General features: G+C 44.1%; 23 protein-coding genes. 16 read left to right on the top strand and 7 right to left on the bottom strand.

Annotation, left to right across the window (positions count from 1 at the left end):
- Positions 1-5: 5 nt before the first annotated feature.
- On the top strand, positions 6-1,634 hold the full coding sequence (locus tag CW749_RS00530) for a (2,3-dihydroxybenzoyl)adenylate synthase (RefSeq protein WP_101109927.1): 1,629 nt from the start codon (positions 6-8) through the stop codon (positions 1,632-1,634).
- An 87-nt stretch (positions 1,635-1,721) separates the two neighbouring features.
- Here the strand turns inward: CW749_RS00530 and CW749_RS00535 are convergent, their stop codons facing one another.
- The 4 genes from CW749_RS00535 to CW749_RS00550 form a co-directional block, all read right to left on the bottom strand.
- Complete coding sequence (locus tag CW749_RS00535) at positions 1,722-2,537, bottom strand: siderophore-interacting protein (RefSeq protein ID WP_101109928.1); 816 nt, start codon at positions 2,535-2,537, stop codon at positions 1,722-1,724.
- Between the two features lie 55 nt (positions 2,538-2,592).
- Complete coding sequence (locus CW749_RS00540; RefSeq protein WP_101109929.1) at positions 2,593-3,486, bottom strand: isochorismatase family protein; 894 nt, start codon at positions 3,484-3,486, stop codon at positions 2,593-2,595.
- Between the two features lie 157 nt (positions 3,487-3,643).
- Positions 3,644-3,985 (bottom strand): isochorismate lyase, encoded by a 342-nt coding sequence (locus CW749_RS00545; protein WP_101109930.1) that lies wholly within the window; start codon positions 3,983-3,985, stop codon positions 3,644-3,646.
- A 199-nt stretch (positions 3,986-4,184) separates the two neighbouring features.
- The gene (locus CW749_RS00550; RefSeq protein ID WP_101109931.1) at positions 4,185-5,840 is read right to left on the bottom strand and encodes an AMP-binding protein; all 1,656 of its coding nucleotides are present in this window, start codon (positions 5,838-5,840) and stop codon (positions 4,185-4,187) included.
- 209 nt (positions 5,841-6,049) lie between these two features.
- On the opposite strand from CW749_RS00550, the gene CW749_RS00555 reads away from it, so the two are divergent.
- Positions 6,050-6,292, top strand: coding sequence for a phosphopantetheine-binding protein (locus tag CW749_RS00555; protein ID WP_237322266.1), 243 nt, complete (start codon positions 6,050-6,052; stop codon positions 6,290-6,292).
- 109 nt (positions 6,293-6,401) lie between these two features.
- Here CW749_RS00555 and CW749_RS00560 read toward each other — a convergent pair whose 3' ends face one another.
- The 3 genes from CW749_RS00560 to CW749_RS00570 all read right to left on the bottom strand — a co-directional run bounded on the left by CW749_RS00560 (position 6,402) and on the right by CW749_RS00570 (position 10,858).
- Complete coding sequence (locus CW749_RS00560; protein WP_101109933.1) at positions 6,402-8,465, bottom strand: TonB-dependent receptor; 2,064 nt, start codon at positions 8,463-8,465, stop codon at positions 6,402-6,404.
- Between the two features lie 471 nt (positions 8,466-8,936).
- The gene (locus CW749_RS00565) at positions 8,937-10,214 is read right to left on the bottom strand and encodes a condensation domain-containing protein (protein WP_101109934.1); all 1,278 of its coding nucleotides are present in this window, start codon (positions 10,212-10,214) and stop codon (positions 8,937-8,939) included.
- 194 nt (positions 10,215-10,408) lie between these two features.
- Positions 10,409-10,858 carry a DUF3429 domain-containing protein gene (locus CW749_RS00570; protein WP_101109935.1) on the bottom strand — a complete coding sequence of 150 codons (450 nt, stop codon included), beginning with the start codon at positions 10,856-10,858 and terminating at the stop codon, positions 10,409-10,411.
- Between the two features lie 265 nt (positions 10,859-11,123).
- Here CW749_RS00570 and CW749_RS00575 point away from each other — a divergent pair, with 265 nt between their 5' ends.
- The 14 genes from CW749_RS00575 (at position 11,124) to CW749_RS00640 (ending at position 25,961) form a co-directional block, all read left to right on the top strand.
- A complete protein-coding gene (locus CW749_RS00575; RefSeq protein WP_101109936.1) occupies positions 11,124-12,062 on the top strand; it encodes a transporter substrate-binding domain-containing protein in 939 nt (312 codons plus the stop codon).
- Between the two features lie 230 nt (positions 12,063-12,292).
- Positions 12,293-13,576, top strand: coding sequence for an urea ABC transporter substrate-binding protein (gene urtA, locus CW749_RS00580; RefSeq protein WP_101109937.1), 1,284 nt, complete (start codon positions 12,293-12,295; stop codon positions 13,574-13,576).
- 114 nt (positions 13,577-13,690) lie between these two features.
- Positions 13,691-15,238, top strand: a complete 1,548-nt coding sequence (gene urtB / locus CW749_RS00585; protein ID WP_237322315.1) for an urea ABC transporter permease subunit UrtB — start codon at positions 13,691-13,693, stop codon at positions 15,236-15,238.
- A 5-nt stretch (positions 15,239-15,243) separates the two neighbouring features.
- Positions 15,244-16,392, top strand: a complete 1,149-nt coding sequence (urtC, locus tag CW749_RS00590; RefSeq protein ID WP_101109939.1) for an urea ABC transporter permease subunit UrtC — start codon at positions 15,244-15,246, stop codon at positions 16,390-16,392.
- Positions 16,392-17,213, top strand: coding sequence for an urea ABC transporter ATP-binding protein UrtD (gene urtD, locus CW749_RS00595; RefSeq protein ID WP_101109940.1), 822 nt, complete (start codon positions 16,392-16,394; stop codon positions 17,211-17,213). The genes urtC and urtD overlap by 1 nt, the downstream gene beginning before the upstream one ends.
- The gene (gene urtE / locus CW749_RS00600; RefSeq protein WP_101109941.1) at positions 17,213-17,908 is read left to right on the top strand and encodes an urea ABC transporter ATP-binding subunit UrtE; all 696 of its coding nucleotides are present in this window, start codon (positions 17,213-17,215) and stop codon (positions 17,906-17,908) included. Before urtD ends, urtE begins: the two co-directional genes overlap by 1 nt.
- Positions 17,905-18,810: an urease accessory protein UreD gene (locus CW749_RS00605; RefSeq protein WP_101109942.1), complete on the top strand. Its 906-nt coding sequence runs from the start codon at positions 17,905-17,907 to the stop codon at positions 18,808-18,810. The genes urtE and CW749_RS00605 overlap by 4 nt, the downstream gene beginning before the upstream one ends.
- 38 nt (positions 18,811-18,848) lie before the next feature.
- Positions 18,849-19,487: an urease subunit gamma gene (ureA, locus tag CW749_RS00610; protein WP_101109943.1), complete on the top strand. Its 639-nt coding sequence runs from the start codon at positions 18,849-18,851 to the stop codon at positions 19,485-19,487.
- A gap of 135 nt (positions 19,488-19,622) precedes the next feature.
- A complete protein-coding gene (gene ureC / locus CW749_RS00615; protein ID WP_101109944.1) occupies positions 19,623-21,326 on the top strand; it encodes an urease subunit alpha in 1,704 nt (567 codons plus the stop codon).
- A gap of 15 nt (positions 21,327-21,341) precedes the next feature.
- A complete protein-coding gene (gene ureE / locus CW749_RS00620; protein WP_101109945.1) occupies positions 21,342-21,812 on the top strand; it encodes an urease accessory protein UreE in 471 nt (156 codons plus the stop codon).
- Between the two features lie 49 nt (positions 21,813-21,861).
- Complete coding sequence (locus CW749_RS00625) at positions 21,862-22,440, top strand: HupE/UreJ family protein (protein ID WP_180958290.1); 579 nt, start codon at positions 21,862-21,864, stop codon at positions 22,438-22,440.
- Between the two features lie 14 nt (positions 22,441-22,454).
- Positions 22,455-23,153: an urease accessory protein UreF gene (locus CW749_RS00630; RefSeq protein WP_101109947.1), complete on the top strand. Its 699-nt coding sequence runs from the start codon at positions 22,455-22,457 to the stop codon at positions 23,151-23,153.
- A gap of 27 nt (positions 23,154-23,180) precedes the next feature.
- Positions 23,181-23,792, top strand: coding sequence for an urease accessory protein UreG (ureG, locus tag CW749_RS00635; protein ID WP_101109948.1), 612 nt, complete (start codon positions 23,181-23,183; stop codon positions 23,790-23,792).
- Between the two features lie 117 nt (positions 23,793-23,909).
- A complete protein-coding gene (locus tag CW749_RS00640; protein WP_101109949.1) occupies positions 23,910-25,961 on the top strand; it encodes a PAS domain-containing protein in 2,052 nt (683 codons plus the stop codon).
- Positions 25,962-25,999 lie beyond the last annotated feature (38 nt).

The raw sequence follows: 25,999 nt of genomic DNA on the forward strand, positions 1-25,999 counted from the left end.
AAATTGTGGGTTCGAATAATCATTTAGATTTTACAGCGTGGCCAGAATCTCTGGACACGCAATATAGAGAGCTTGGGTATTGGTTAGATAAAACGCTTTTCGATCATTTTCAGCACTCTGTTACCCAATATGGTGACTCGATTGCACTAGTATGCGGTGAGCGCCAATTCACCTACAAAGAGCTAGCCGAGCGTATCTCCAAACTCGCATCCGGATTTCAGTCACTAGGATTAGTCAAAGGTGACAACGTCGTATTGCAGATGACAAACGTAGCGGAATTCTACCTCTGCTACTTTGCATTGCTGCAGAAAGGCATTCGACCAGTTTTAGCTTTGCCCGCTCATCGATTGTCTGAAATCTCTTATTTTTGTAAACACGCCGAAGCGAAAGCTTACATTATCGATGGTGAACATACAGGGTTTAACTACCAAGGATTAGCAACACAGGTACTTGATGAAGATAATGAGCTGAAGCACGTGCTTGTGCGTGGCAATACTTCAAGTATTCAGGACGATAGATTCACCGCATTAGAGGATATCGAAGGGCAACCGGATCATATTCAAACCGCAGATGCATCAGACTTAGCATTCTTTCAATTGTCCGGTGGAACAACGGGGACTCCAAAATTGATTCCCCGCACTCACAATGACTATGCTTACAGCGTTATTGGCAGCAACGTCATTTGCGAATTTGATGAAAATACTCGTTACCTTTGCGCGCTGCCTGTCGCCCATAACTTCCCGTTAAGTTCTCCAGGTGCTTTAGGGGTATTCTTTGCGGGTGGAGCCGTCATTCTAACCCAAGACCCGACGCCAAAATCGGCGTTTAAGCTGATTGAAGATCATAAAGTGACGGTGTCCGGTTTGGTTCCTCCACTCGCTTTGCTGTGGATGGATCAAGCTCAGTCCACAACCCATGATCTCTCAAGTCTTGAACTCGTTCAGGTGGGCGGCGCAAAATTTAGCGAGACCGCTGCGAAGGCGCTACCAGACAAACTGGACTGCCGACTTCAACAGGTATTTGGTATGGCTGAAGGGCTGGTTAATTACACCCGCCTAGACGATCCTATCGAAGTGATTACCTCTACCCAAGGTCGACCTATTTCTGAGCATGATCAAGTAAAGGTCGTAGATGAAAATGGAGCTAGTGTGCCAGTAGGAGACGAGGGTTTCCTTCTAACTCAAGGACCTTACACCATTCGTGGCTATTACCGCGCAGAAGAGCATAATCGCCGCTCATTTAATGACGAAGGTTTTTACAGTACTGGGGACATTGTCAAACTCACGGAAGATGGCAACATCGTCGTAACAGGGAGAGATAAAGACCAGATTAATCGAGGAGGCGAAAAAATTGCGGCAGAAGAAGTCGAGAATCAGTTGCTACGCCATAAGTGTATTCATGATGTCGCTTTAATTGCCATACCCGATGATTATCTGGGTGAACGCAGTTGTGCGGTTGTCGTTAAGGCAAAAGGAACCGAAGTAAACCCGATCAAACTTAAATACTTCTTGCGCGAATGCGGCTTAGCGGATTACAAAATCCCTGACCTCATTAAATTTGTCGAATCATTACCAAAAACTTCCGTTGGTAAAATCAACAAGAAAAAGCTTCGAGAAGAATACACTTCAGCCTAAATATAAGCCTTTCTTCTCAACAAGAATAAAAAAAACCGACTTCAGTGAAGTCGGTTTTTTTGAGTAGGCTAGGTTCTGTTGAAGAAATTAGTATTCTTCGTCCATTACTTCGTGACGCTCGGCATGATAAGCCTCTTCATCCTTACCTCGTTTCCAGTAAGGAATGGCATACATGTCTTTCTTAGTCAGTTTATATTCTTCTCTGAGCACTTTTCGGCAAGCGAGAACACTTTCATTCTCACCAGCAATAAAAGCAGAAAGAGTCTCTGAACCACTCGGAGGGGTAAGCTTAATGATAGCCTTGCTTAACTGAGCATGGCCATCTTTTGGTTCCCTTAGAATCCACTTCACAACAACACCTTCTGGGTGCTTGATGTCGTGTTTGTCTTCAATATCATCAATCTCAATAAACGCATAGCCAACAGTGTCAGACGGTAACACTTCCAAAATCGCGCTAATAGCAGGGGCTGCGGTAAGATCACCAGCAAAAATGTGCCAATCAGCGGGCTCAATCAACGGGTCTGGTCCGGCTGGACCGACAAGCCCGATTTGAGAACCTTCTTTTGCTTTGAGTGCCCATCCACCACCGGGAGAATTTTCACCATGAGTAACAAAATCGATATCAAGTTCATTCACATCCGCACGGTATTTTCTGACTGAATATGCTCTAGGGACTGGTTTATGTTCTGGCCATACAACCGTTTCACCTTCCCTATACGGGAGCTGCAATATCCCATTTTCCCTATTTGGGAAAAATACTTTTATATGGGTACCACCTTGATCTTCAGGGAACCCTATTAAGTCTTCACCTGTTACCGTCACTCGTAGAAGGTTTTTAGATACGTATTCCTTACGTACGAAGCTTAATAACATCGGATATAAGCGCTCTGGATTATCGCTCATTGGTTTACCTCTTGTGTATAACTGGAGAAGCTCATGTTGCCTCATGTGAACATGGTTATGCTGACACTTCTTCTTTCTTATGATTGATAGTTGGTTCAATAGCCTGCCACCACTCTTGCAGTGACACCGCTTCAATTAGTTGAGAGAACGAAACATTGGCCCCCTGCTTATTCCACTTTTCAACAAGTGTCATTGCTCTCATGGAATCCAGTCCCACAAACATTAAGTTTTCATTCACATCAAGATCATCAGAAGAAACACCCAATGCTTCTGCTACGTCAGACTGCAATACATTGAGGCTAAGTACAGAGCCTTCGGTGGTCTGTATTTCACTCATAACTTTGCCAAGTGTTTTGACGCTACCCGCTCTGCCGGCAACATAATTCAATGTGTGAACATGGTCTTCACGTGAGAAGTCCGCAATGGCATCCCCAACTATAAATGGCTGAATATCCAGCATAAAAGCATCAAGCGTTGTAGACAAAATGCCAATATGACCGTAGATACCGGAGATGATCAGCTGAGTTTTGTTGTTTTCTTGCATGTATTCAAGCAATGGTGTTTTCTTGAACGCGCTGTAACGCCATTTGACGTATTCAATATCGTCTGTTTCTGGTGCAAGGGAGGAAACAACTGGGGTATGATCACCATTCAACCCAGGTCCCCAAAAATCGGATAACAACGCCCTGTCTTTCGGATCTTGATTGGCAGGTTGAGCCGTATAAATAACAGGAATACCGGCTTCTTTGGCTCTCTTTTTAAGTTCATTGATATTTTTTAAAACATCAACCATAGGTGAGGCGTTCACCTCATAATAATTCACGAAGTATTCCTGCATATCGTGAATCAACAGTACTGCGGTACTAGGGTCAATTTCCCAATTCGTCTTGTTTTCTGGAAATTCTTTGTGTTCCGGCAAGTCGTAACTCGCAATCTTAGGTATAGCCATTTCTGATTGTCCTTAATACTCTAATTAGCGCCTGACGTTCCTATTTAAATAGCCCGATAAATCAGGTCTTTGCGCTCAGCAACTAAAGTAAAAACATTGAGATTGATAATGTGTCGTGCTCTAGTCGCTTATTGATTGATAATGTCAAAAATCATTATCAAGTTGCTATATCTTCAGACTCCTCTACTGAAAGCCCTCTTTCATGACGCCAGTGTTGTATTTGTTGGTTGATGTACCAATCGATGATGTTAGGAAATATCGTTCCAACAAACTCTGCTGATATTCCTGCGTCTTCTGCCCATTTTTTTCGATCTTCTAGCATCACCACAACACGTTCGGGAGCTGGAATACTTTCTTCATTAGGCTTAAATTGCGCTGCTGCTTTTACATACCCCATTCGCCTTGAGAGAAGTTGAATAATCTCTTTATCAAGGGAGTCTATTCCTGTTCGGATATCGTTAAGACTTTCGCAAGCTTCTGGCTTCTTTAAAGATGACACGTTAATTTCCTTTAAATTTCATTCCCTGCTGTCTGTCTCCTACTTTCAACTTCAATCCTTACCTGTTGAAGAATATGGAGAAAATAGAATTTCTCGCCCTGAAGCGAAATGAGAATGTATCTTATTATCAATATATATTCAATTAGTATACTTCCGCTTTTGCATTAAATTAGGCTGCAAATCAGCAGCCCAATTTCAGTTATATGGAAGTATTAACCCAAGGGTTACCATCGGGACCGGGAACGCGCTTTTTGTCTATCTTGCCAACCGCCGTTTTAGGGAGGCTGGACACAATATTCAGTTCATCGGGCAATTTGAATGAAGCGATACCCTGCTCTTGAAGGAAAACTCGCAATTCCTGAAGCGTCGGCACTCGACCTTTCTTGACTAACGCTACGCCTATTCTTTCCCCCAAATGCTTATCCGGTACGGCAACGACTGCGATTTGCGCAACATTTGGATGGGCAAGCAACTGCTCTTCTAATTCATCTGTAGCAATACATTCGCCAGCTCGGTTTACGACATCTTTAATCCGACCCGTCACCACAATGTAGCCATTTTCATCCACAACGACACGGTCACCACTTCGATAAAACCCATCTTCAGTAAAAGAACGCTCATTGTGCTCTGCAGCTCGGTAGTAACCTCTTAATGTATACGGACCTCGGGTCAGCAACTCCCCCTCTTCTCCTACCGAAACGAGTTTCCCCTCGGTATTAACAACACGTACCTCATCCCAATGGCTAACAGGGCGTCCCTGTTTAGTGGCAACAAGTTCAGCATCATCACCAAGTCGCGTGCAGGCAATAAGACCTTCTGCCATTCCAAAGACTTGTTGAAGTGCACCAGGAAAAGCCTGTTGAACATTTAGAGCGTCCGAATGCGCAAGTTTAGAACCACCAACTTGTATAAGTCTCAAACTGGATGTGTCAGCATTCTCCCATTCTTTAGCTGCTGTCCATAACTGAGCTAACGCAGGAACTAATGCTGTAGAAGTGACTTTATTTTTTTCGATAACATCGAAACAATAGTCGGGGCTAGGGTTTGTACTAAAGATGACTTTTCCGCCACACTGAAGTGCACCAAGTAGCCCAGGGCACCCTAACGTAAAGTTGTGTGCTACTGGTAAAACCGCAAGATAAACCTCTTCATTTGATAATTCGCTCGCGTCGGCGCAACTCTGAATGTTAAAACGATAATCGTTATGTGTTCTTGGAATGAGCTTAGGAAGACCCGTTGTCCCACCTGACACCAGAAATAGAGCCGGAAAATCGGGATTTGATTCTTCAGGTATAAACTGGTTAACGTCACCTTTTGGTAATGAACGGTATTTGCCCGAGTCACCAGCAATATAAATATGTTTTAAGTCGGAAAATGCTTCCGATAATGAATCCGATATACTTATCGCTTTACCATCATTTTCTAGATTGGAGCCCAAATAAGCCTTTGCACCAGAAATATTCATAAAATGACGAATTTCGACAACACCATGAGCAGGTAAAGCCAGTACCGGAACCAAACCAGCTCTCTGTATTGCAAAAAAGACCTTAGCGAAATAAAGGCTATTCGAAATTTGGAAAACGACTCTGTCACCTGCTTTTAAACCATCCTCCTTTAAACCTACTGCTATCTTGTCAGCTTCAAGTTGCAGTTCTTTATAAGAAAGCACGCCATGAGGATCTTCAACGGCGACCTTATTTGGATGTTTATCTACTCCCTCAGATAAAATCCCCCACAAAGGGGTGTTCAGCCATATATCGGCATCTTTAAATTTTTCAGATTGACTTTCAGACTGTTCAATAAAACCGAAAAGCAAATCTTGTTGTACTTCATTTTCCTTGAGTACGATGTCCATCTCATTCCCTAATGTTTCTGTACTGATGACGAGAGTGTTTGCTTGAAAAAAGATAATCAAACACACTCATTGCAACTTATGCATAGCATTCCTATAAATGCTAATAATAATCATTTGAATGCGACAATCAAGTAATGATATTGTGTACGACGACTTTGAATCACACATTGGAAGTTTTACGTAACCTTCCGAAAAAAAAGGATATTATTTTGTCAAAGCAAGAAGCGAGTATTGATTTGTTAACGACGATTAGCCAGCTTTTGGGCGTTCCAGCTGAATCAATAAAACCTGATGTAAATTTAATTGAGTTAGGTTTGGATTCAATCAGTATGATGCGTCTGACAGGTCAGTTTAGAAATGCAGGTTTGGATATCAACTTTGCTCAGTTAATGGAGACACCAACATTGGAGTCGTGGCAAAAAATCATCGCTTCAAGTGAAGTATCCGCCTAACCACACGAATCAAAAATAATGCATCTTTGGTTAATAACCTAAGCTGCTTTTTTACTACCAATCAAAACGCCTTGCTTTGAGCAAGGCGTTTTTTGTTTACATCTAAAATTTAGAAGTGTAATTCTACAGAAGCACCAATTTGGCGAGGCGCTTGTTTTGTTACATCTCTACCAAAGTAAAATGTTTCTTTTTGGGAGTCAAACAAGTTTGACGCAAATAGCGCTACGCGACCACTGTCGAATACATAAGCAAGCTGAGCATTAGCTACCCAATATGCTTCAATCTTCGCGCTTTTTGTATTTTCAACATCACTAAAATAATCGCCAATATAGTTCGCGTTACCGCTCAATTCGAAACCATCATAAAATGTGTACAATGCTCCTAGATTCGCGGTTAAAGAAGGGGCGCGAGGAAGCTCTTTCTTTTTATCTGCAGGATCTTTGAAGTTTGTTTTCAACAAGCCAAGTGACGCAAATAGTTCTAAATCAGCTGTAGTCAGCCAACGGCTTCCTAACTCTGCACCATAAGTACTTGCACCATCAACATTATCTACTAGCACATCACCATTTGTCGAAGTTTGAGTAACTTGAAAGTTATCAAAATCGTTATAGAACACGTTAGATGTTAATTCTAGAGTATCACCTAACAACCTGTGACGAGTGAATAACTCATAGTTCCAAACATATTCGTTTTCGTAAGTAAAAGGTGTAAAACCGACAAAGTTAATTCCATTAAAGCCTAAGCCCGCACCTCCGGAGTTAAAGCCTTTTGCAGCACGAATACCCACCGTTTGATCTTGTTCAGGTTTGTAAGCAACTTCTAACTTAGGTAGGAAGATAGTGGAAGATTCATCGTAATCTAGAGCATATCGAGGGTCATCTACAAAGCGTTTTTTGTTTTCACGCTCAATTCGACCCGCAGCAACAACTTCTACCTTAGGTGTAACAGCATATGTTACTTCGGCAAAAGCAGAAACTGTGCTGTTTTTGTCTTCCATTGGAAAAGCTGAACTAGGAGTATCAACGGTTTCATCTTGATTTGATTTAAAGTAACGCAAACCAACGAGGCTTGAAACTTCTCCACTTGTCGAATTAAACCGAACTATTGGTTCAACTTGAATTTCTTTACTTTTAGATAGGAAGTCAAATTTTCCGCCTCTACCCGCAGGATCGGTGAGTCGGTCATACGAGTGATTCGTGTAAACAAAGTTGTTCTCGAAAATCAGCGTATCCGATAACACGTAAGAAACATCCCAAATACCACTCGTCGACTGAGTTTCATAGATAGCACGACTTCCGGCACTTTGCTCGGCTTCAGATTGCGGAGAGCGAGTATCCATATGAACGACTGTCAGTGTGGTCTTAAAACCAGGAAGTCCTGATGGCTCGTAAAGGAATTTACCTCGTGCAGTTGTCATCTCGATTCGTCTCGGATCACCAACTGGCTCGTAAGACGTGAGATCAACATAACTCTTACGTTTTTGCTGATCGACGCTTAATCTGAATGCTAGCTCGTCCTCTAGAATAGGAGCGGATATTACCGCTGCTGTCTGAGAATAATTTTGTTCACCGACTGCACCTTTTACAGCACTTTCAAAGTGATAAGTAGGATCTTTTGATTTCATGACGATGGCACCTGCCGATGCATTTCTACCTTGAACGTAACTTTGTGGACCAAGGTAAATTTCTGCTTGTTGCATATCCCACAAGGATCGGGGACCAAAAGCAACTTCTGAATACGTCAATGAACGCCCATCTATAGAAAGATTCAATCTTGGCTTAGCACCACCAAATGCTGCTAGTCCACCGAATGATGGACCTGAGCCATCTATACCTCGAATCGCTGGTAAGTTGTTGCCGTGACCCGAATCAACGATGTTTGGCATTAATTGCAGAAGATCATCAATCTCAGTGGCACCTGGAGTTGTGTTGATGCGGTCTTCATCATATACTTCAACACTTGAACCTGTGTCGTAAATAGAGCGCTCTGTTTTTTCACCAATTACGGTGACAACAGAAATAGTACCTTCTTCAGAATTTGCTTCGTTTTTATTATTTGTTTCTGCAAATGCCTGACCACCCACGCAGAGTCCCATAATAACTGCGGATAAGGTGCGCAATTTGAATGTTTTGTTTCCTATTACATTCATCTGCGCTGGACGTAATGCTGTCATTTAAAATTCTCCTTAACTAAGCATTAACAATTGGTGCGCTCAAATACGATTTATCTAAAAATAAAAGCCAAACTGGAAGTTATTCAAATGAGTGAAAAGGCGATGGACTCTTTAGCTGAGTATTCGACTAGACTTCCTTGTGACTCTCATTAACCACTACGTTACGTATTTGAGAGCGAGTATTCCGACTAAAAACCGCTTATCAGACAGAGTAAAAAAGCATCAGAGTTGAATATGCAGATGCTTGTGAACTTTTTTCCATCTGTAGCTTGACGAATTTAGGTTTGTACTCTATCGATAGCACATACAAATGTAAAGCATTCTCATTTATATTTGGTAATAATTATTATTATCATTAATGGATTTTATTTAAAGAATAGAAGCCCTTAAAGACTCATAAAAATTAGGCAGAGATAGACCCTGCCTATTCTAGAGCAACATATTTCGTAAATATGAAAAGGTTATTTGATGTTAATTGATAGGAAAATTAAACAATGTGGTATACAAAAAATCCTTCAGCCCATTGGCATGAACGTCTACTGCGGACTGATCATAGAGTGCCGACTCTCCTTCAAATAACACGCTCATTCCAGAGGTATCCTTTGAAGATCGGAAGGTAATATTAAAACCATCGGCAATACCACCAGCAATGACTTGGTGATTTGTCTTACATAAGTGAAATTCGGGTGGATCGAAAGGCAATATGTTAATAAAAGGTGACAAGAAATAATGACCACCTTCAGGTATATTTTTACTCTCCAACCTATATCGACCATGTGAATATAGCTTTCTTAACTCTTTTACGGATCGCAGAAGATAATCTTCGGCACCCTCACTCTGTTTAACACGCACTTTATATGGTATGGCATTTACCATTAATGAAGGTGTATTGGCGCAGGGGTTACCCATTCGATTCATAAAAGGGATCCATACGGGTAATGAATCCTCCTTTTGCCCTTCTTTGTTACGGAAATGGGAATATAAATATGCAGAAGTTAGAAGCAGTAAAACGTCTGTCCACCCAATCATAAGCTTTTTAGATAAGGTCAGTAATGCCGTGCCTAACTCATCCGGTAACTCTAACCTTTTTTCTACCGTATCGGAGCACAAGCTATTACTCTCTACTTTTTCAAGATCGGAATTTTCTATATATTCTTGCCAGAACGCTTCATCTAGACCAAAACGATTCCCAGTAAGGTAGTCATGATCTTCTTTTATGTAAGTATCGAGCCTTTTGTATGCCGCAGGTGGTATTTCTTCTAATACAAAACATCGATATAACGTTGCACATCGATCCTCGATTAAGCTCATGCTGTAACCATCTACTGCAATATGGTGTGCTCGCGAATACCAAATTCGTTTTTCATCAGATAGCAGATACAGCCTTTGTAAAGAAAGCGCAGAGTTGGTTAGGTTAATGGGTGTACTTGAGTCACTGTGCATCATCTCGTTAGCCAACGTTTCACTATTAGACTTTGTTCTAAGGTCGATGATTTCTACATTCGAACCCAGCGAAGGAGTAACGGACTGACGTGGATAAGATTCACTTTCCTCGACTTTGAATGATAGGTTTAATACATCTGCTTCATCAACAGCTTGGCGAATCGCGCGCAGCAACAAATTAGTATCACAAGGACCATTAATTTCAATACGATGGGCTACAACAGATCCAGAGCTATCAGGGTGGTGTAAGAACTCATCCCAATAGGATTGTTGAGCATGGGTGAGTGGATGCCAAACTTGGCTCATTGTGGTTTCCTTACCTAAATGCACCTCAGTTTAGGATAAGCTGAGCAAAGATACTCCATTCAAACATCGCTACTTCGATTTAAATGCAAAAGGTTTATCCTTATCCCTGGCTGAGGTTAATTGAATATAACCAAAAGCCGTCAGATAATACCAACACAGCACCAAAACTCAATGAGAATCATTTACAATCATATTCATACCACTAACGCAACCCCATGAAATGCGACAACTCCTATGGTTAACCTTGTTCTAAGAGCATTGTAACCTTTCGCATTATTTTCATTTTCAGAGTTTCGCAATGTCGCTTCAGTAAACCAAACCGCTACATACCCAAAAGCCAGCATGAACAGAGAAATCCAATGATTTTCCGGTGATTGCAATAAAACCGCCCACGCAATAAAGGTGAAAGAATTGCTTAATAGCATTCCATTACGGCTCAACGCGTGAGAGAAATGATCAATCGCATTTCCCCACAAAGCACCGGATAAAAAACTCAATATAATCGCGCTATAAGTAACAAAAAGCCCCAATGGGGTATGCCCAAATAGCGAAATATCCGCCACCATGAGCACCAAACAACCAAGAAAGGGCAAAAGCCCCAAGTACCCTAGCTCCATCATAATGTGTCGCGGTGTCTGTTCCATCATCCACTCCAATTGGTCACTTTTATAACTGATTAAATAATAGACAAAACCCAAAGAAGTCACGAGAAAGATAACCAATAGTCTCTATTTAGTTTCACTTTTGAGGTGTAGCCGCTGTAAACCTGATCAAACGGGCAATCCATTCAGGTTTAGCGTTCTTTTCTAGAATATCCCCATAGAGCAAAGAATTTCGATATGGATTATTTTCTGTTCAGCTCAGTAGGTTGGCTATACTTGGTCTATTACATTTTTATTGGATGAGTAAATGCGCAGGTATTTGTGGCAGTATTCTTTAATCTGCGTTGTTATTTTGCATTTTTTCAACATCGTAAACGCAGATAGCCGTGTGAAGGCTGATGGTAATCTCGACACAGGATCGAGCATAAATAGTAGACTACCCGTTCAAGTTTGCGGGGAGACTTGGGCGCCGTTTTACTACGAAGTACCACAAAAGCCAGCGGTAAAAGAAGAAAACAAACCAGTAATAAGCAACATGGTTGGCGTCAACGTAGATATATTGGAAGCCACAGCAACCCAGAACCAGTTTGAATTCCAGTATAGGCTCATGCCAAATAAGCGATGTCTCCATAACTCACAGAAACTTGGGCATGAGGGTCGCTTTGAAATCACCACAGACGTTACATACAGTGCAGAGAAAGCGAAAGAATTCTATTTCATTGGTCCCATATACTCCCTCCCTCGCGCCATATTTTATTCTAAAGACGAGTTTCCAAACGGACTCTTCAACCCAATGTCGGGGGGTAGATTGACAACACTGCGCGAAATGAAACATTTTGATGTATGTGAAGCAGATGGGCGCGTGATTAAAAATTACATCGAAAAACACACTCATCTTAATGACGAGATCATTTCAACACACAAATCAGGGCTAAGCAGTATGATCATGATGTTAAAACATGGTCGCTGCGAGATAATAGAAATCCCCGCCCCTATTATCGCTGGTAGCATCGCAACTGGTCAGGTAACGCTACCCAACAACATTGCTTGTCAGCCACTCAATGAAGAGAATGTCCGTTTTTATTTTTTGGTATCCAAGCGCTCACCGAGAGCAGAAAAGCTTGCCACCGCCATCAATCAAACTCTGATCAGATTGAAGCAATCCGGCGTGTATAACGATATAGTCAAACGTTATTACAACGAACTCCACGCTAAAAACAGCCGCTCAATTACTAGCTGCTTTTAACCTTCACTTTTCGAAATATTCATCGTGCTGGTTTCACAATTTTAGTGAAACCTAACAGTGCAACTGCACCAAAAGCATTCAAGATTAATCTATTGATATGCAAAACCAAACATAAAAGGAAGAAATACCATAAACCTTAACTATCAATAGATTACCATAACATTGTACCTAATTTTCTATTTGGCACGCTTCTTGTTGATGAACAATTATTCACAATAAGGAGATACACCATGAAGAACATGACGTTCAAATTGAAGCTTGCTGCGTTAGGCACCCTCATTTCACTTTCATCCCACACCTTGGCTTCCGAAACCATTAAAGTCGGCGTGCTGCACTCTCTATCAGGCACGATGGCAATCAGTGAAACAACATTGAAAGATACCGTATTGATGTTGGTTGAAGAGCAAAACAAAAAAGGGGGATTACTTGGTAAAAAACTGGAAGCTGTCGTTGTCGATCCCGCTTCTAACTGGCCGCTTTTCGCAGAAAAAGCCCGCGAGTTAATTGAAAAAGAACAAGTCGATGTCGTCTTTGGAGGGTGGACATCCGTATCACGTAAATCCATGTTGCCTGTTTTTGAAGAGCTCAACAGTATCCTGTTTTACCCCGTTCAATATGAAGGTGAGGAGTCATCAAAAAACGTGTTCTACACCGGAGCGGCACCTAACCAACAAGCCATCCCCGCCGTTGACTATTTGATGGATGAACTCGATGTGGAACGGTGGGTACTCGCGGGTACGGATTATGTTTACCCAAGAACCACCAATAAGATCTTAGAAGCCTATCTAAAAGGCAAAGGGGTCGATGCAAAAGACATCATGACCAATTACACCCCATTTGGTCATTCCGACTGGCAATCCATCGTTTCTGATATCAAAAAGTTTGGCGCTGAAGGCAAAAAAACGGCTGTAGTCTCCACCATCAATGGTGATGCGAATGTGCCTTTCTACAAAGAGTTGGGTGCTCAAGGCGTATCCTCCGAAGACATCCCAGTTGTCGCATTCTCAGTAGGTGAAGAAGAGCTTTCTGGTATGGACACCTCTCCTCTAGTCGGACACCTCGCCGCTTGGAACTATTTCATGAGCGTAGAAACAGAGTCCAATGATGACTTTGTAGAAAAATGGCAAGCCTTTATCAAAAACGAAGACCGAGTCACGAACGATCCAATGGAGGCGCACTACATCGGATTCAACATGTGGGCACAAGCGGTTACCAATGCAGGTACAACACAACCCGAAGCGGTTCAAGATGCGTTAATCGGCGTATCCGTTCCTAATTTAAGTGGCGGCTATTCCACCATGTTGCCAAACCACCACATCACCAAACCCGTCCTGATTGGAGAAATTCAAGACGATGGTCAATTTGAAGTGGTTTGGGAAACGACTGGGTTAGTCGCCGGCGACGCTTGGTCCGACTTTTTACCAGGTTCTAAGGATCTTTACTCCAGCTGGTTACAGCCATTCTCATGCGGCAGTTTCAACGTTGAAACTAAGAAATGCTCAGGAACGAATTAATTTATTTTTGCCCCTCACACTTTGTGAGGGGTCTATTTGCTTAGCACGGACACAATAATGCAATTTTTCCGATACTTTCTACTTGGGCTGATGTGTATATCTTCAGCGCAAAGTATGGCGAGTACAGAGGTAAGCACGTTCAGCGAACTGACCCCTAAATTACTCAGCCGAAAATATGAAGAACGTAAAAGTGCCGCGGACTGGCTGGTTGAAACCCAAGCGGAATTAGCCAAACCCGTTTTAAGCCAATGGCTTGAAGGCTCACTGTACGTTCAGCCCCCTTCTCATACTCTCTATTCCATCGCCTCGTTTAAAAAAGGGCAAACAGCCGTTCAGATTCCCAGTGGTGAAAAAACAGTTATCCAAACCAAACGGGATTTTAAAAAGGCAAAACTAAACAACAAGCTTCGAAGTTATTTACGGCTGCAATTAGCGAAGATAGATCTTCTCTCACCAAATGATGACATTCGCCTTGCCGCCAGTAAAAAGTTAATAGGAACAAAAGATCCTTCATTAATCGCCCTTATATCCGAGCAAGAAAAGAGAGAGAAAAACGCTGAGATCAAGCAGCTATTAACCCTTAGCCTGAACCTTGATTTGGCTAAAAATGGAAAAGGCGAGCTTCAACTTGAAGCCATTAGAACAATCGCCGAAAGCAAACAAGAGGCTGTCTTTCAAGTCCTCAATCAACTGCAAAATCAAAGTACTGATGCTGTCGTTTTAGAAGCCACTCACAAGGCAATAAAGCAATATCAAGAAAGCCAGCGCTTGTATTCGGGTATTGAAACACTTTTCTTTGGCTTGAGCTTAGGATCGGTACTGGTGCTTGCTGGGATTGGATTGGCAATTACGTTTGGAGTTATGGGCGTAATCAACATGGCGCATGGCGAATTGATCATGATTGGTGCTTACACGACTTATGTCATTCAACAAATCATGCCTTCTTACCCAGGAATAGCACTGCTCCTCTCTATCCCTGCTGCTTTTATGGTGTCAGCGCTCGTCGGCATTACGATTGAACGAAGTGTTATTCGTCATTTGTATGGACGACCTTTAGAAACATTGCTGGCGACTTTTGGTATCAGCCTCATTTTACAGCAAGCCGTACGATCCATTTTTTCACCGCTCAATCGATCTGTCACCACACCGGAATTTTTGTCCGGTTCATTGGAGGTCAACCCCATGCTCGCCCTCACCTACAACCGGCTTTACATCATCCTATTTTGTATTGCTGCATTTGCGGGTCTCATGATGATTTTGAAGAAAACGCCGTTAGGTCTGCAAGTACGCGCCGTTTCTCAAAACCGGCCGATGGCTAAAGCAATGGGTATCCGCTCAGAAAGAGTCGACATCATGACATTTGGATTGGGATCGGGAGTCGCAGGAATAGCCGGCGTTGCATTGTCTCAGCTCACCAATGTCGGTCCTAATATGGGGCAAGCCTACATCATCGACTCATTCATGGTGGTGGTGTTTGGTGGAGTTGGCAATTTGTGGGGAACTCTGGTCGCGGGTCTAAGTTTAGGTGTCTTCAATAAAATACTGGAACCATGGGCGGGAGCCGTACTCGCGAAAATACTGGTCTTGGTTTTCATCATCCTCTTTATTCAAAAACGCCCACGTGGATTATTTCCACAACGCGGTCGTGCGGCTGAGGGGTAATCACTATGAAAAATTCAAATACTGCACCAACCAACTCAATCATTTTGAATGCACTAAGCAGCGACAAAGGCAGCAAAGCCACACTTGGCACTATTACGTTGCTTCTAATACTGGTGCCTTTTTGCAATCTAGTATTACCACAAGGACACCCACTGCATATCGAAACCTTTACCGTTTCATTGATGGGTAAGTACCTCAGCTACGCATTACTTGCCCTGTCTGTCGATTTAGTTTGGGGGTACCTTGGCATACTCAGCTTAGGTCATGGCGCCTTTTTTGCTCTAGGTGGATACGCCATGGGCATGTACCTCATGAGGCAGATAGGCGATCGCGGTGTCTATGGCGATCCGGTATTGGCCGATTTTATGGTCTTCTTAAACTGGCAAGAACTGCCTTGGTTTTGGCTAGGGTTTGATCAGTTTTGGTTCGCAGCCCTTATGGTGCTTCTTGTTCCTGGCTCTTTAGCCTTTATCTTTGGGTACCTTGCTTTTCGATCTCGTGTATCGGGAGTGTACCTTTCGATCATGACTCAAGCACTTACCTACGCTTTAATGCTGGCATTCTTTAGAAATGAGATGGGGTTTGGCGGAAACAACGGCCTTACCGACTTTAAAGACATTCTCGGTTTCAGTTTGCAACAAGACGCCACAAAACTGGCTTTGTTTATGTGTACAGGCATCGCTCTTATTGCTTGTTACATCTTATGTAAAGTGATCATTCAAAGCCGATTAGGGCGCGTTGCTTTGGCCATTAGAGACACCGAATCCCGAACCCGATTTATGGGTTACGATGTCGATAACATCAAGCTCGGCATTTTTGTTCTCTCCGCGATGATCGCAGGGTTGGCTGGCGCACTTTACGTTCCACAAGTAGGCATCATTAACCCCGGTGAATTTGCTCCTATCAACTCAATCGAAATCGTAATTTGGGTGGCACTCGGAGGAAGGGCAACACTCTACGGCGCAGTCGCAGGCGCGATTTTGGTCAACTACGCCAAAAGCTGGTTTACCGTCGAATTCCCAGAAATATGGCTATTTGCCCTTGGCGGCTTATTCGTTCTTTCTACTTTGTATCTCCCTAAAGGTGTAGTTGGCGCGCTAGCAAATTTTCCATCACTGAAAAAACGGCTTACCGCAAGTAAGGAGACCTCCTAATGCTAACCACTGAACTGATGAGTCGCGACAAAGTGTTTAGCTTTATGCAGCCGAACATACACCCACTCGTCGATACGACTCATAACATTCTGCTTTACCTTGAAGGTGTTAACAAAAGCTTTGATGGGTTTAAAGCCATTGACGACCTCAATCTTTATATCAAAGAGGGAGAGTTACGCTGCATCATCGGCCCGAATGGAGCGGGGAAAACCACCATGATGGACATCATCACAGGGAAAACCAAACCAGACAGTGGGCAGGTATGGTTGGGTTCCAATCTCAACCTACTCAAAATGAATGAAGCCAACATCGCAAACGCTGGCATAGGTCGTAAATTCCAAAAACCCACGGTGATCGAGTGTCTCTCTGTTTGGCAAAACTTGGAACTCGCGATGACTGGGGTTCGAGGTTTGTGGGGCACGTTCACAGCAAAACTGAATGCCGAGCAAGCTGATCGTCTTGAATCTGTATTAGAGCTGATCCATCTAAAAGATCAGTCGACTCTCTCTGCTGGCAACCTATCCCACGGGCAAAAACAATGGCTAGAAATAGGCATGTTACTCATGCAAAGCCCCAAGCTTTTACTGGTGGACGAACCCGTCGCGGGAATGACTCATCAAGAAATGGACAGAACCGCTGAGCTATTGAATGGTCTCGCTGGCAAACATTCGGTGGTAGTAGTCGAGCACGATATGGATTTTGTTCGCTCAATCGCATCGCACGTAACAGTGTTGCATCAGGGGCACGTTTTGGCAGAAGGCAGTATGGACAAAGTGCAGTCGGACCCAACCGTCAAGCAAGTGTATCTGGGGGAGTCATAATGTTAGAGATTAAGAACGTCGAACAATACTATGGCGAAAGCCACACCCTATGGGACTTGAGTCTGACCATTCCCAAAGGCGAGTGCACCGTCTTGATGGGCAGAAATGGTGTAGGTAAAAGCACGCTTTTGGAATGCATTATGGGGCTTACCCCTATCAGAAGCGGCGAAATAGAACTGAATGGTGAAAACATTGCCCACCGAAGCGCCGAAGATCGACCAAGGCTAGGCATTGGGTATGTTCCTCAAGGTCGGCAGATTTTTCCAATGCTCAGCGTAGAAGAAAACCTGTCCGTCGGCCTGCCCATTCGGGATAAAAGTGACCGAAAAATACCAAGCTTCATCTATGAAATCTTCCCCGTACTCGAAGAGATGAAGCATCGCCGAGGCGGTGATCTCTCCGGTGGTCAACAACAGCAACTTGCCATCGGGCGAGCCTTAGTGGTGAACCCAGAGCTTCTGATATTGGATGAACCCACAGAAGGCATCCAACCCAACATCGTGCAAGAGATTGGCGACATCATACGCATGCTTAACGAAAAGCTTGGGCTAACCGTACTGCTTGTTGAGCAAAAACTGCCGTTCGCCAGAAAAGTGGGTGATCGGTTTATGCTGTTGGACAGAGGAAGAATGGTCGCGTCCGGCAACATGGACGAACTCAGTGATAACCTGATTTCGGAGTACCTGACTGTATGACGTTTGCATTCAACCAAAAAACTTCTAATAAGGCTGAGGCCGGTATCACATCAGTTTTGTCCTCCTCTTCGGGTTGGCAAGCCAGCCTGAATTTGGTTTTCTCCCCCACCCAAAACAAAACCATTTTGAGCCATCGCGAACAGCGAGGACCACTTGCTGTTCAGCGCCCTCTCTACCCTGAAGGGAAGGTTTGTCATTGCTACTTACTTCACCCACCCGGTGGTGTGGTGGGTGGCGACTCGCTCACCATCGCCACTCGTGTCGAATCGGGCTCACACGCTCTAATTACCACACCAGGCGCGACAAAGTTTTACCTATCAGATGACCGTACAGCGACTCAACACCTTCATCTAAAAGTAGAAAACGGAGCAATCTTAGAATGGTTTCCTTTAGAGAACATTTATTTTTCTGGCGCCATTGCCCGATTAAATACCCGAATAGAACTTGAAGAAAATGCCCAATTTATGGGATGGGAAATGCACTGTTTTGGTCGCCCTGCACTGAATGAGGGATTCCTAAAAGGAAAACTATCAGGAAGAACTGAGATATTAATCAATAACAAGCCCTATTTAATCGAAGGACTTGATTATCAAGGTAGAGACAAGCTTTTTTATAACAATGGGTTACAAGGAAACCCCACCATGGGGAGTTTGTATATTTCAGGGGCAGACGATGAAATGCTCAAGTTGGTACAAGCCTTGCTCCAGTCCATTGAAGAAGAGCAGGAAAATCAGCCCAACACCTTGGTTATCGCTGTTACGTGTTTAGAGGATTTAATCGTCGTACGCGCATTGGGTAAATGGTCTGAAGATATTATGGGTGCCTTTATACAAGTAAGAGCATTGGTAAGAGAACATTGGGGGCTAAAACCCTCTGTCGTGCCAAGGATTTGGGCGACGTAATAAAGAAACCTAAGGGTTAACAATGAAAAGGGATAAGAATGGAACTCACCCCCAGAGAAAAGGATAAACTGCTGATTTTCTGTGCTGGAATGCTGGCATCTCAGCGCAAAGAAAAAGGGCTAAAACTGAACTACCCAGAATCCATCGCGTTTATCAGTAGCGCCATCTTGGAAGGTGCACGTGAAGGGAAAACCGTATCCGAATTAATGGACTTTGGGCGCACACTGTTGTCGGTCGAAGACGTGATGGAGGGGATCCCTTCAATGATTCCCGATGTGCAAGTTGAAGCCACATTTCCAGATGGCACCAAGCTGGTCACGGTACACGACCCAATTTGCCAGCGAACCCTGTCCGACATTTCCAATGATGAAATCATACCGGGTGAACAACAAACCCCAGACGAAAACTTGGTGATCAACCGCGATAGAAAGACGGTGTCTGTCAACGTGCAAAACCACGGTGATCGCCCCATACAAATTGGCTCTCACTACCATTTCTATGAAGCGAATGATGCCCTTCACTTCGACCGTGAAGCTACTCGCGGTTTTAGACTCAATATTCCTGCGGGCACCGCTACTCGGTTTGAGCCTGGCCAGGCACGCACCGTTGAGCTTGTCGAGTATTCGGGGTCAAAAACCATTTATGGGTTCCAAGGCAAAGTGATGGGACGCGTTTAAATTTGTAAGCGGTCGAGTATTTAACCACGTGTTCTCAAACACCCAAATGTTCTCTAAATACTCAGGCGCTCTCTAAATAACCAAGTGACCTCGAACTATTTGGGTAGAAGAAAAACAAGAAACAAGGAAGTTCTAATGGCAACGATTTCAAGGCAAGCCTACGCAGAAATGTTTGGTCCCACTATTGGGGACAGGTTAAGACTCGCCGACACCGATTTATGGCTAGCCGTAGAAAAAGACTTCACGACCTATGGCGATGAAGTGAAATTTGGTGGAGGAAAAGTCATTCGCGACGGCATGGGGCAAAGCCAGCGCCCATCAGCAGAAACGCCCGACTTAGTTATCACCAACGCTGTCGTCCTTGATTATTGGGGCGTTGTAAAAGCCGATGTGGGCGTGAAAGAAGGCCGCATAGTTGCGATAGGTAAAGCAGGCAATCCAGATGTGCAGCCTAATGTAGATATCATCATCGGTCCCGGAACGGAAATCATCGCAGGTGAAGGGTCGATTTTAACAGCAGGCGGTATCGACTCACATATACATTTCATCTGCCCACAGCAAATTGAAGAAGCACTCGCATCCGGAGTCACCACTATGATCGGCGGAGGAACGGGACCAGCCACTGGAACCAACGCCACCACATGTACTCCTGGTCCTTGGAATATGCACCGCATGCTCGAGTCTTTGGATGCTTTTCCTATGAACTTTGGTTTATTGGGTAAAGGTAACGCCAGCCAACCGGAAGGGTTACGAGAGCAAGTTGCCGCGGGCGCGGTTGGTTTGAAGCTCCACGAAGATTGGGGGACAACACCCGCATCCATTGATAACTGCATGAATGTTGCTGAAGAAATGGATGTGCAAGTGGCTATTCATACCGATACCTTGAACGAATCCGGTTTCGTCGAAGCAACGCTTAGTGCGATTGGCGATCGAGTAATTCACACTTACCACACAGAAGGGGCCGGTGGTGGGCATGCGCCAGACATCATCCGTGCATGTGGCGAATCCAATGTACTGCCCTCTTCGACTAATCCAACTCGGCCTTACACCATCAACACGGTGGATGAGCATTTGGATATGTTGATGGTGTGCCACCACCTTTCGCCCTCTATTGCTGAAGATGTGGCATTTGCTGAATCACGCATTCGCCGCGAAACCATCGCAGCGGAAGATATTCTTCACGATCTAGGTGCATTTTCAATGATTGCCTCCGATTCCCAAGCAATGGGACGAGTTGGAGAAGTGATCACCCGTACGTGGCAGACTGCGCACAAAATGAAAGTCCAACGAGGCGCTTTAGCTGAAGACAGCGATCACAACGACAATTTTCGCCTTAAACGCTACATAGCCAAATACACAATCAACCCTGCAATCACCCATGGAATGGCGCATGAAGTTGGATCGATTGAAGTAGGTAAGCTAGCCGATTTAGTGCTTTGGAAACCGCAATTTTTTGGTGTGAAACCAAGCTTAATCATCAAAGGGGGAATGATAGCCATGGCCCCAATGGGCGACCCAAATGCCTCTATCCCTACCCCTCAGCCTGTTCATTATCGATCGATGTTTGCCAGCTATGGCAAAGCGTCGAGTTCGACATCCATGTTGTTTGTCTCTCAACAAGCCGCTGATGAAGACATCAAAGAAAAGCTTTCCCTCAATAGCCAGATTGGCATCGCGAAGAACTGTCGCGCTATCAAAAAAGCCGACATGAAACTTAACGATTGGCAGCCCAATATTGAAGTCGACTCCCAAACTTATCAAGTCAGAGCAAACGGTCAATTATTGATTTGTGAACCTGCCAACGTGCTGCCCATGGCTCAGCGTTACTTTTTATTTTAATCGAGGATACATCTAGTGATTGAGCTAACCCAGATAAACAACATTCTCACGAATACCCCTGATGGTTTTCTTAGCTTACCGATTGAAAAACGCATCAAAAGCCGCATACGCGTTGTTTTGGATGATGGTTCTGAAGCCGGCCTTTTCATTCCTCGCGGTCACACGCTTAGAGATGGTATGCAGCTAAAAAGCGAATGCGGAAAGGTAGTAGAAATCAAGGCTGCGCCGGAACCTGTTTCCACGATTTATTGTGACGACCCTTTGTTACTCGCTCGAATGGCATATCACTTGGGGAATCGCCATGTGCCATTGCAAGTGACACATCACTGGCTCCGGTATCAACATGACCATGTACTCGACGACATGATCCAAGGGCTCGGTGGAAAAGTGCAATCAGAAATGGCGCCATTTGAGCCGGAAGATGGCGCTTACGGGGGATCATCAGGTGGACATCAACACGGATCTCATGGCTCGCACCAACACTGAATCCATCAATTTCATTTTAAAACCAGCGCTCATTAAAAGGATTAACATTATGAAGACACTTTATTCGCTTGCCGCTTTAACCAGTTTACTTATGATAACTCCCGCTTCGGCACACGCCATTCATGCTGAGCATGTAACAACCTCATCATCATTTTTTAGCGGCTTATTGCATCCGATTCTTGGTATCGACCACTTATTGATGCTCGCTGCAATGGGGCTGTTAATTGAACGCCAACTGGCTACCACGGCCAAAGTCACGCTGTCAGCCATAGCACTGGCGAACTTAACCGCAGGGTTAAGCGCTGGCTATTTCTTTGGTGGATTTGCCAACATGGAAATCGTGATCGCATTCTCGCTCGTCGTTTCAGCCATACTCTTGTGCTCACCCAAGAATACACTCAAGCCTTGGTCAAGTAGCTTGACCGCACTTTGTTTTGGTTTGCTTGCAATGCATGGGTATGCGCACGGCGTTGAAGCCTCAGGAAACATTGTTGGTTTTGGCACCGGAATGCTCGTTAGTGCTGCCGTGTTAATTGCTCTATCTCACCATATTGGGAATGCAGTCTCGTCTCGCTGGGCATCGTGGGGGATTGCCGCAGGCAGCTTATTGTTCGTCGCTTTTAGCTAAGCAGGCACAAGCCTATGTCAATTGAAGACAACTCACCAAACGATGAGCATTCGGCAAATGTTGCACTTTATCGACTTTTTCAGCTCTTTAGCCCTTCGCTACCTATTGGTGGTTTTACATACTCTCAAGGGCTGGAGTGGGCGGTAGAAGCGAATTGGGTAAAGAACAAAAACGATATGGTGAATTGGCTAAGCGTTGTTCTAAGCCACTCAATGACGACCTTGGAGCTCCCTGTTCTCCGAAGACTCTACCGCGCAGTAGCCCAACAAGATCACGATGCGATTGCGTACTGGAATGCTCATCTATTCGCATGCCGTGAGTCTTATGAATTCAGAGCCGAAGAGCGCCAGCGCGGAGAAGCACTATTCAGGTTACTAAGAAACCTCGGAGTCGCTAAAGACGCCGCTTTAGATAACCCTAATCAGCTGCACGGTTTTTGTTTAGCGGCGCACCACTGGCGAATTGCAGAAGAAACATTACTTCAAGGTTACTTATGGGGATGGGCTGAAAACACCGTCATGGCTGGCGTAAAACTTATCCCACTCGGTCAAACTGCGGGACAAGAAGCCTTGATTGAACTGTCGAGTGCGTTCCCTGATGCCATCGAGCGTTCAAACACAATTGAAGACCATGACATCTCGGCTTGCACTCCTACTTTAGCCATTGCGAGCTCTAAACATGAAACGCAATACACCCGTTTATTTCGCTCTTAAGCGAAAAACAGAAAGGAAATTAAAGATATGGAAAGCTACAAACAACCATTAAGAATAGGCATCGGCGGACCGGTAGGTTCTGGAAAAACGGCCTTATTGGAAATCCTATGTAAAAATATTCGCGACAAGCTGAACATCGCCGTGGTCACTAACGACATTTACACCCAAGAAGACGCGAGAATACTCACAGAAGCAGAAGCACTCGCACCAGACAGAATTATCGGAGTCGAAACCGGAGGTTGCCCGCATACGGCAATACGTGAAGATGCCTCTATGAATCTGGCGGCAGTTGATGAGTTAGCCAAGCGACATAAAAACCTTGATGTGGTGTTTGTAGAAAGCGGTGGCGATAACCTTAGCGCAACGTTTAGCCCAGAGTTAGCGGACCTAACCATATACGTCATTGATGTTGCTGAAGGGGAAAAAATCCCTCGAAAAGGCGGCCCAGGGATCACTCGCTCGGATCTATTGGTGATCAATAAAATTGACTTAGCCCCCTATGTGGGCGCGTCATTGGAGGTTATGGATAGGGATACATCGCGAATGAGACCGAATAAGCCTTACGTATTTACCAACCTTAAACAAGGCATAGGGTTAGAAACTATTATTGATTTCATCATTACCGAAGGAATGTTGTAATTCAATACAAGCTCATTCTCTTGATCAAGTTGTGTAAGTGCAATTCGTCGACTAACTTTTATCATTAGGAACGTACACGCTTTAGATCGATGAATCTTGTAGGGATTGAGGAATATTATGCCGCCAAAAGCAACGGATGCTGTCGATAGCTCTATGAGCTTTCCACTTCTTGCCAGCGTATTTCACAGCATCCCTATTATGGTTGCGGTATTGGATAGTGACTTAAGGTACATCGTTGTCAGCCAACAGTATTTGGACTTTATTCATTCCACCAGCGACAAAGTCCTCAATAAAACAGTAAAAGAGGTATTGCCTCCTCCTGTTTACGCCAATGCAGCCCCTTTGCTTGAACGAGCTCTGAGTGGCGAATCGATCAGTTTCGAAATTGAATTGCCTACCGAAACCGACCATAAAAGATTCATTAACATTCAATACCAACCGCGACTGGATACAGAAGGCACCCAAATAGGTGTTGTTATGAGTGGTATTGAAATCACTTCTTTAAAGAAATCAGAACTCGAGAAACAGCGCGTTCAGGAATACCTAAATACCACTTTCAATTCTATCGGTCATGGGATTGCCATTATAAATACCGAACGAGAACTCGCTTCGAGCAACCCTCCGTTTCATCGAATTGTTGGGGAGCGATTAAGCGAAATAGATGGGCTATTGCAGCATCAACCGTTTGGTCTTGTGGATTGCCTATGTGATTTAGGGTGGCGTCGTTGCCCAGAATTTAGCCAGTTTGTCTCAGGGAGCACATCAAAAGAAGTGTTTGAACCACACTCTTTACTAGTGAGGCAAAATACCTACATCGGCTTCAAAGAACTGGATTTGGAAGGTGGCAGTAAATGTTATGTCTTTACGGATGTCACCCAACAGATCCGAGACAAACAAAACCTGATCCAACAAATGCAATACAATGCTGCCATCATTGATAACTCACCTAACCTACTCTGCGTTGTCGATCGGCTAGAATTCAACATTCAAATGTTAAACCCAGAAGCATTCAAACGCTGCGGACGTAATCCCGATGATGTAGTAGATAAAAATTGGTTTCGTGTTTTTGCCGACGACCATTGGACACCAGAAGAAGAAAACCAGATCATCGTAAAGCTACCTTCAGATGTGTTTGACGTCACCAACCAAGACCATGATGGTAATTCCATGACCGTTCATTGGCGATTTGTCAGCTTAGATGATCAGTCTAACCGAGTGCTGTGCTTTGGTTCCGACGTAACTCAACTCAACGAAACTCAACTGGAATTGGAATCACTCAATCAAAGTTTAGAAAAGAAAGTAAAGGAACGTACCCAGTCTCTCGAATCGGCAAACGAAGAACTCCAATTTACCTTGAAGAAACTGCAAGAAACACAGCAACACCTTGTCGAAGCTGAAAAAATGGCCTCACTCGGTGGTTTAGTGGGCGGCATTGCCCACGAAATTAACACCCCGCTCGGGATCAGCGTCACCGCAACCAGTTTCCTTGAAGAAAATGTTCAATCTTTACTCAAAGGCTTTGAGTCAGGTAACCTCTCAAAGGCACAGTTTTCCAAAGCACTGCTGTCGTTGCAACAGTCAACGGAAATCTTGACCACCAATCTGCAAAGAGCAGAAAAACTCGTCTGTAGTTTTAAAGAAGTGGCCGTCGATCAAACCAGCCAAACAGCATACCAATTCAATATGAAAGACATTTTGGAAAAACTTCTGTTGTCTTTATCTCATGAGGTTCGTGTAGCCAAAGCGGTTGTTCACCTTGAATGTCCAGACAACATTGATATTGAAAGTTATCCAAGTTCATACATTCAGATATTCACCAATTTAATCACTAACAGCATTCGCCACGGGTTTGATCATTGGGACGGTCCACGAAACATTTTTATTAATATCACGGTAGAAGATGAGTTGCTCAACATGGACTATCGAGACTCAGGAAAAGGCATTGCTGATTCGGTCAAAGATAAAATATTTGAACCTTTCATCACCACCAAGCGAGGTGGCGGCGGCAGTGGTTTAGGGGCTAATATTATCTACAACATGGTTGTCCAGCTTCTAAAAGGCAACATTCAATGCATAACTGAACAAAAACAAGGTGCTCACTTTACCATTCAAGTTCCGCTGAATTTGGAATTAGATAAGCCAAATGATGACATCGCCTCTGCTGTATAACGAAGCATGGGAACCTAAATGAAACACGGGAGGCCCGT

The sequence above is a fragment of the Vibrio sp. vnigr-6D03 genome (genome assembly GCF_002835515.1).
Classification (GTDB): Bacteria; Pseudomonadota; Gammaproteobacteria; order Enterobacterales; family Vibrionaceae; genus Vibrio; species Vibrio penaeicida.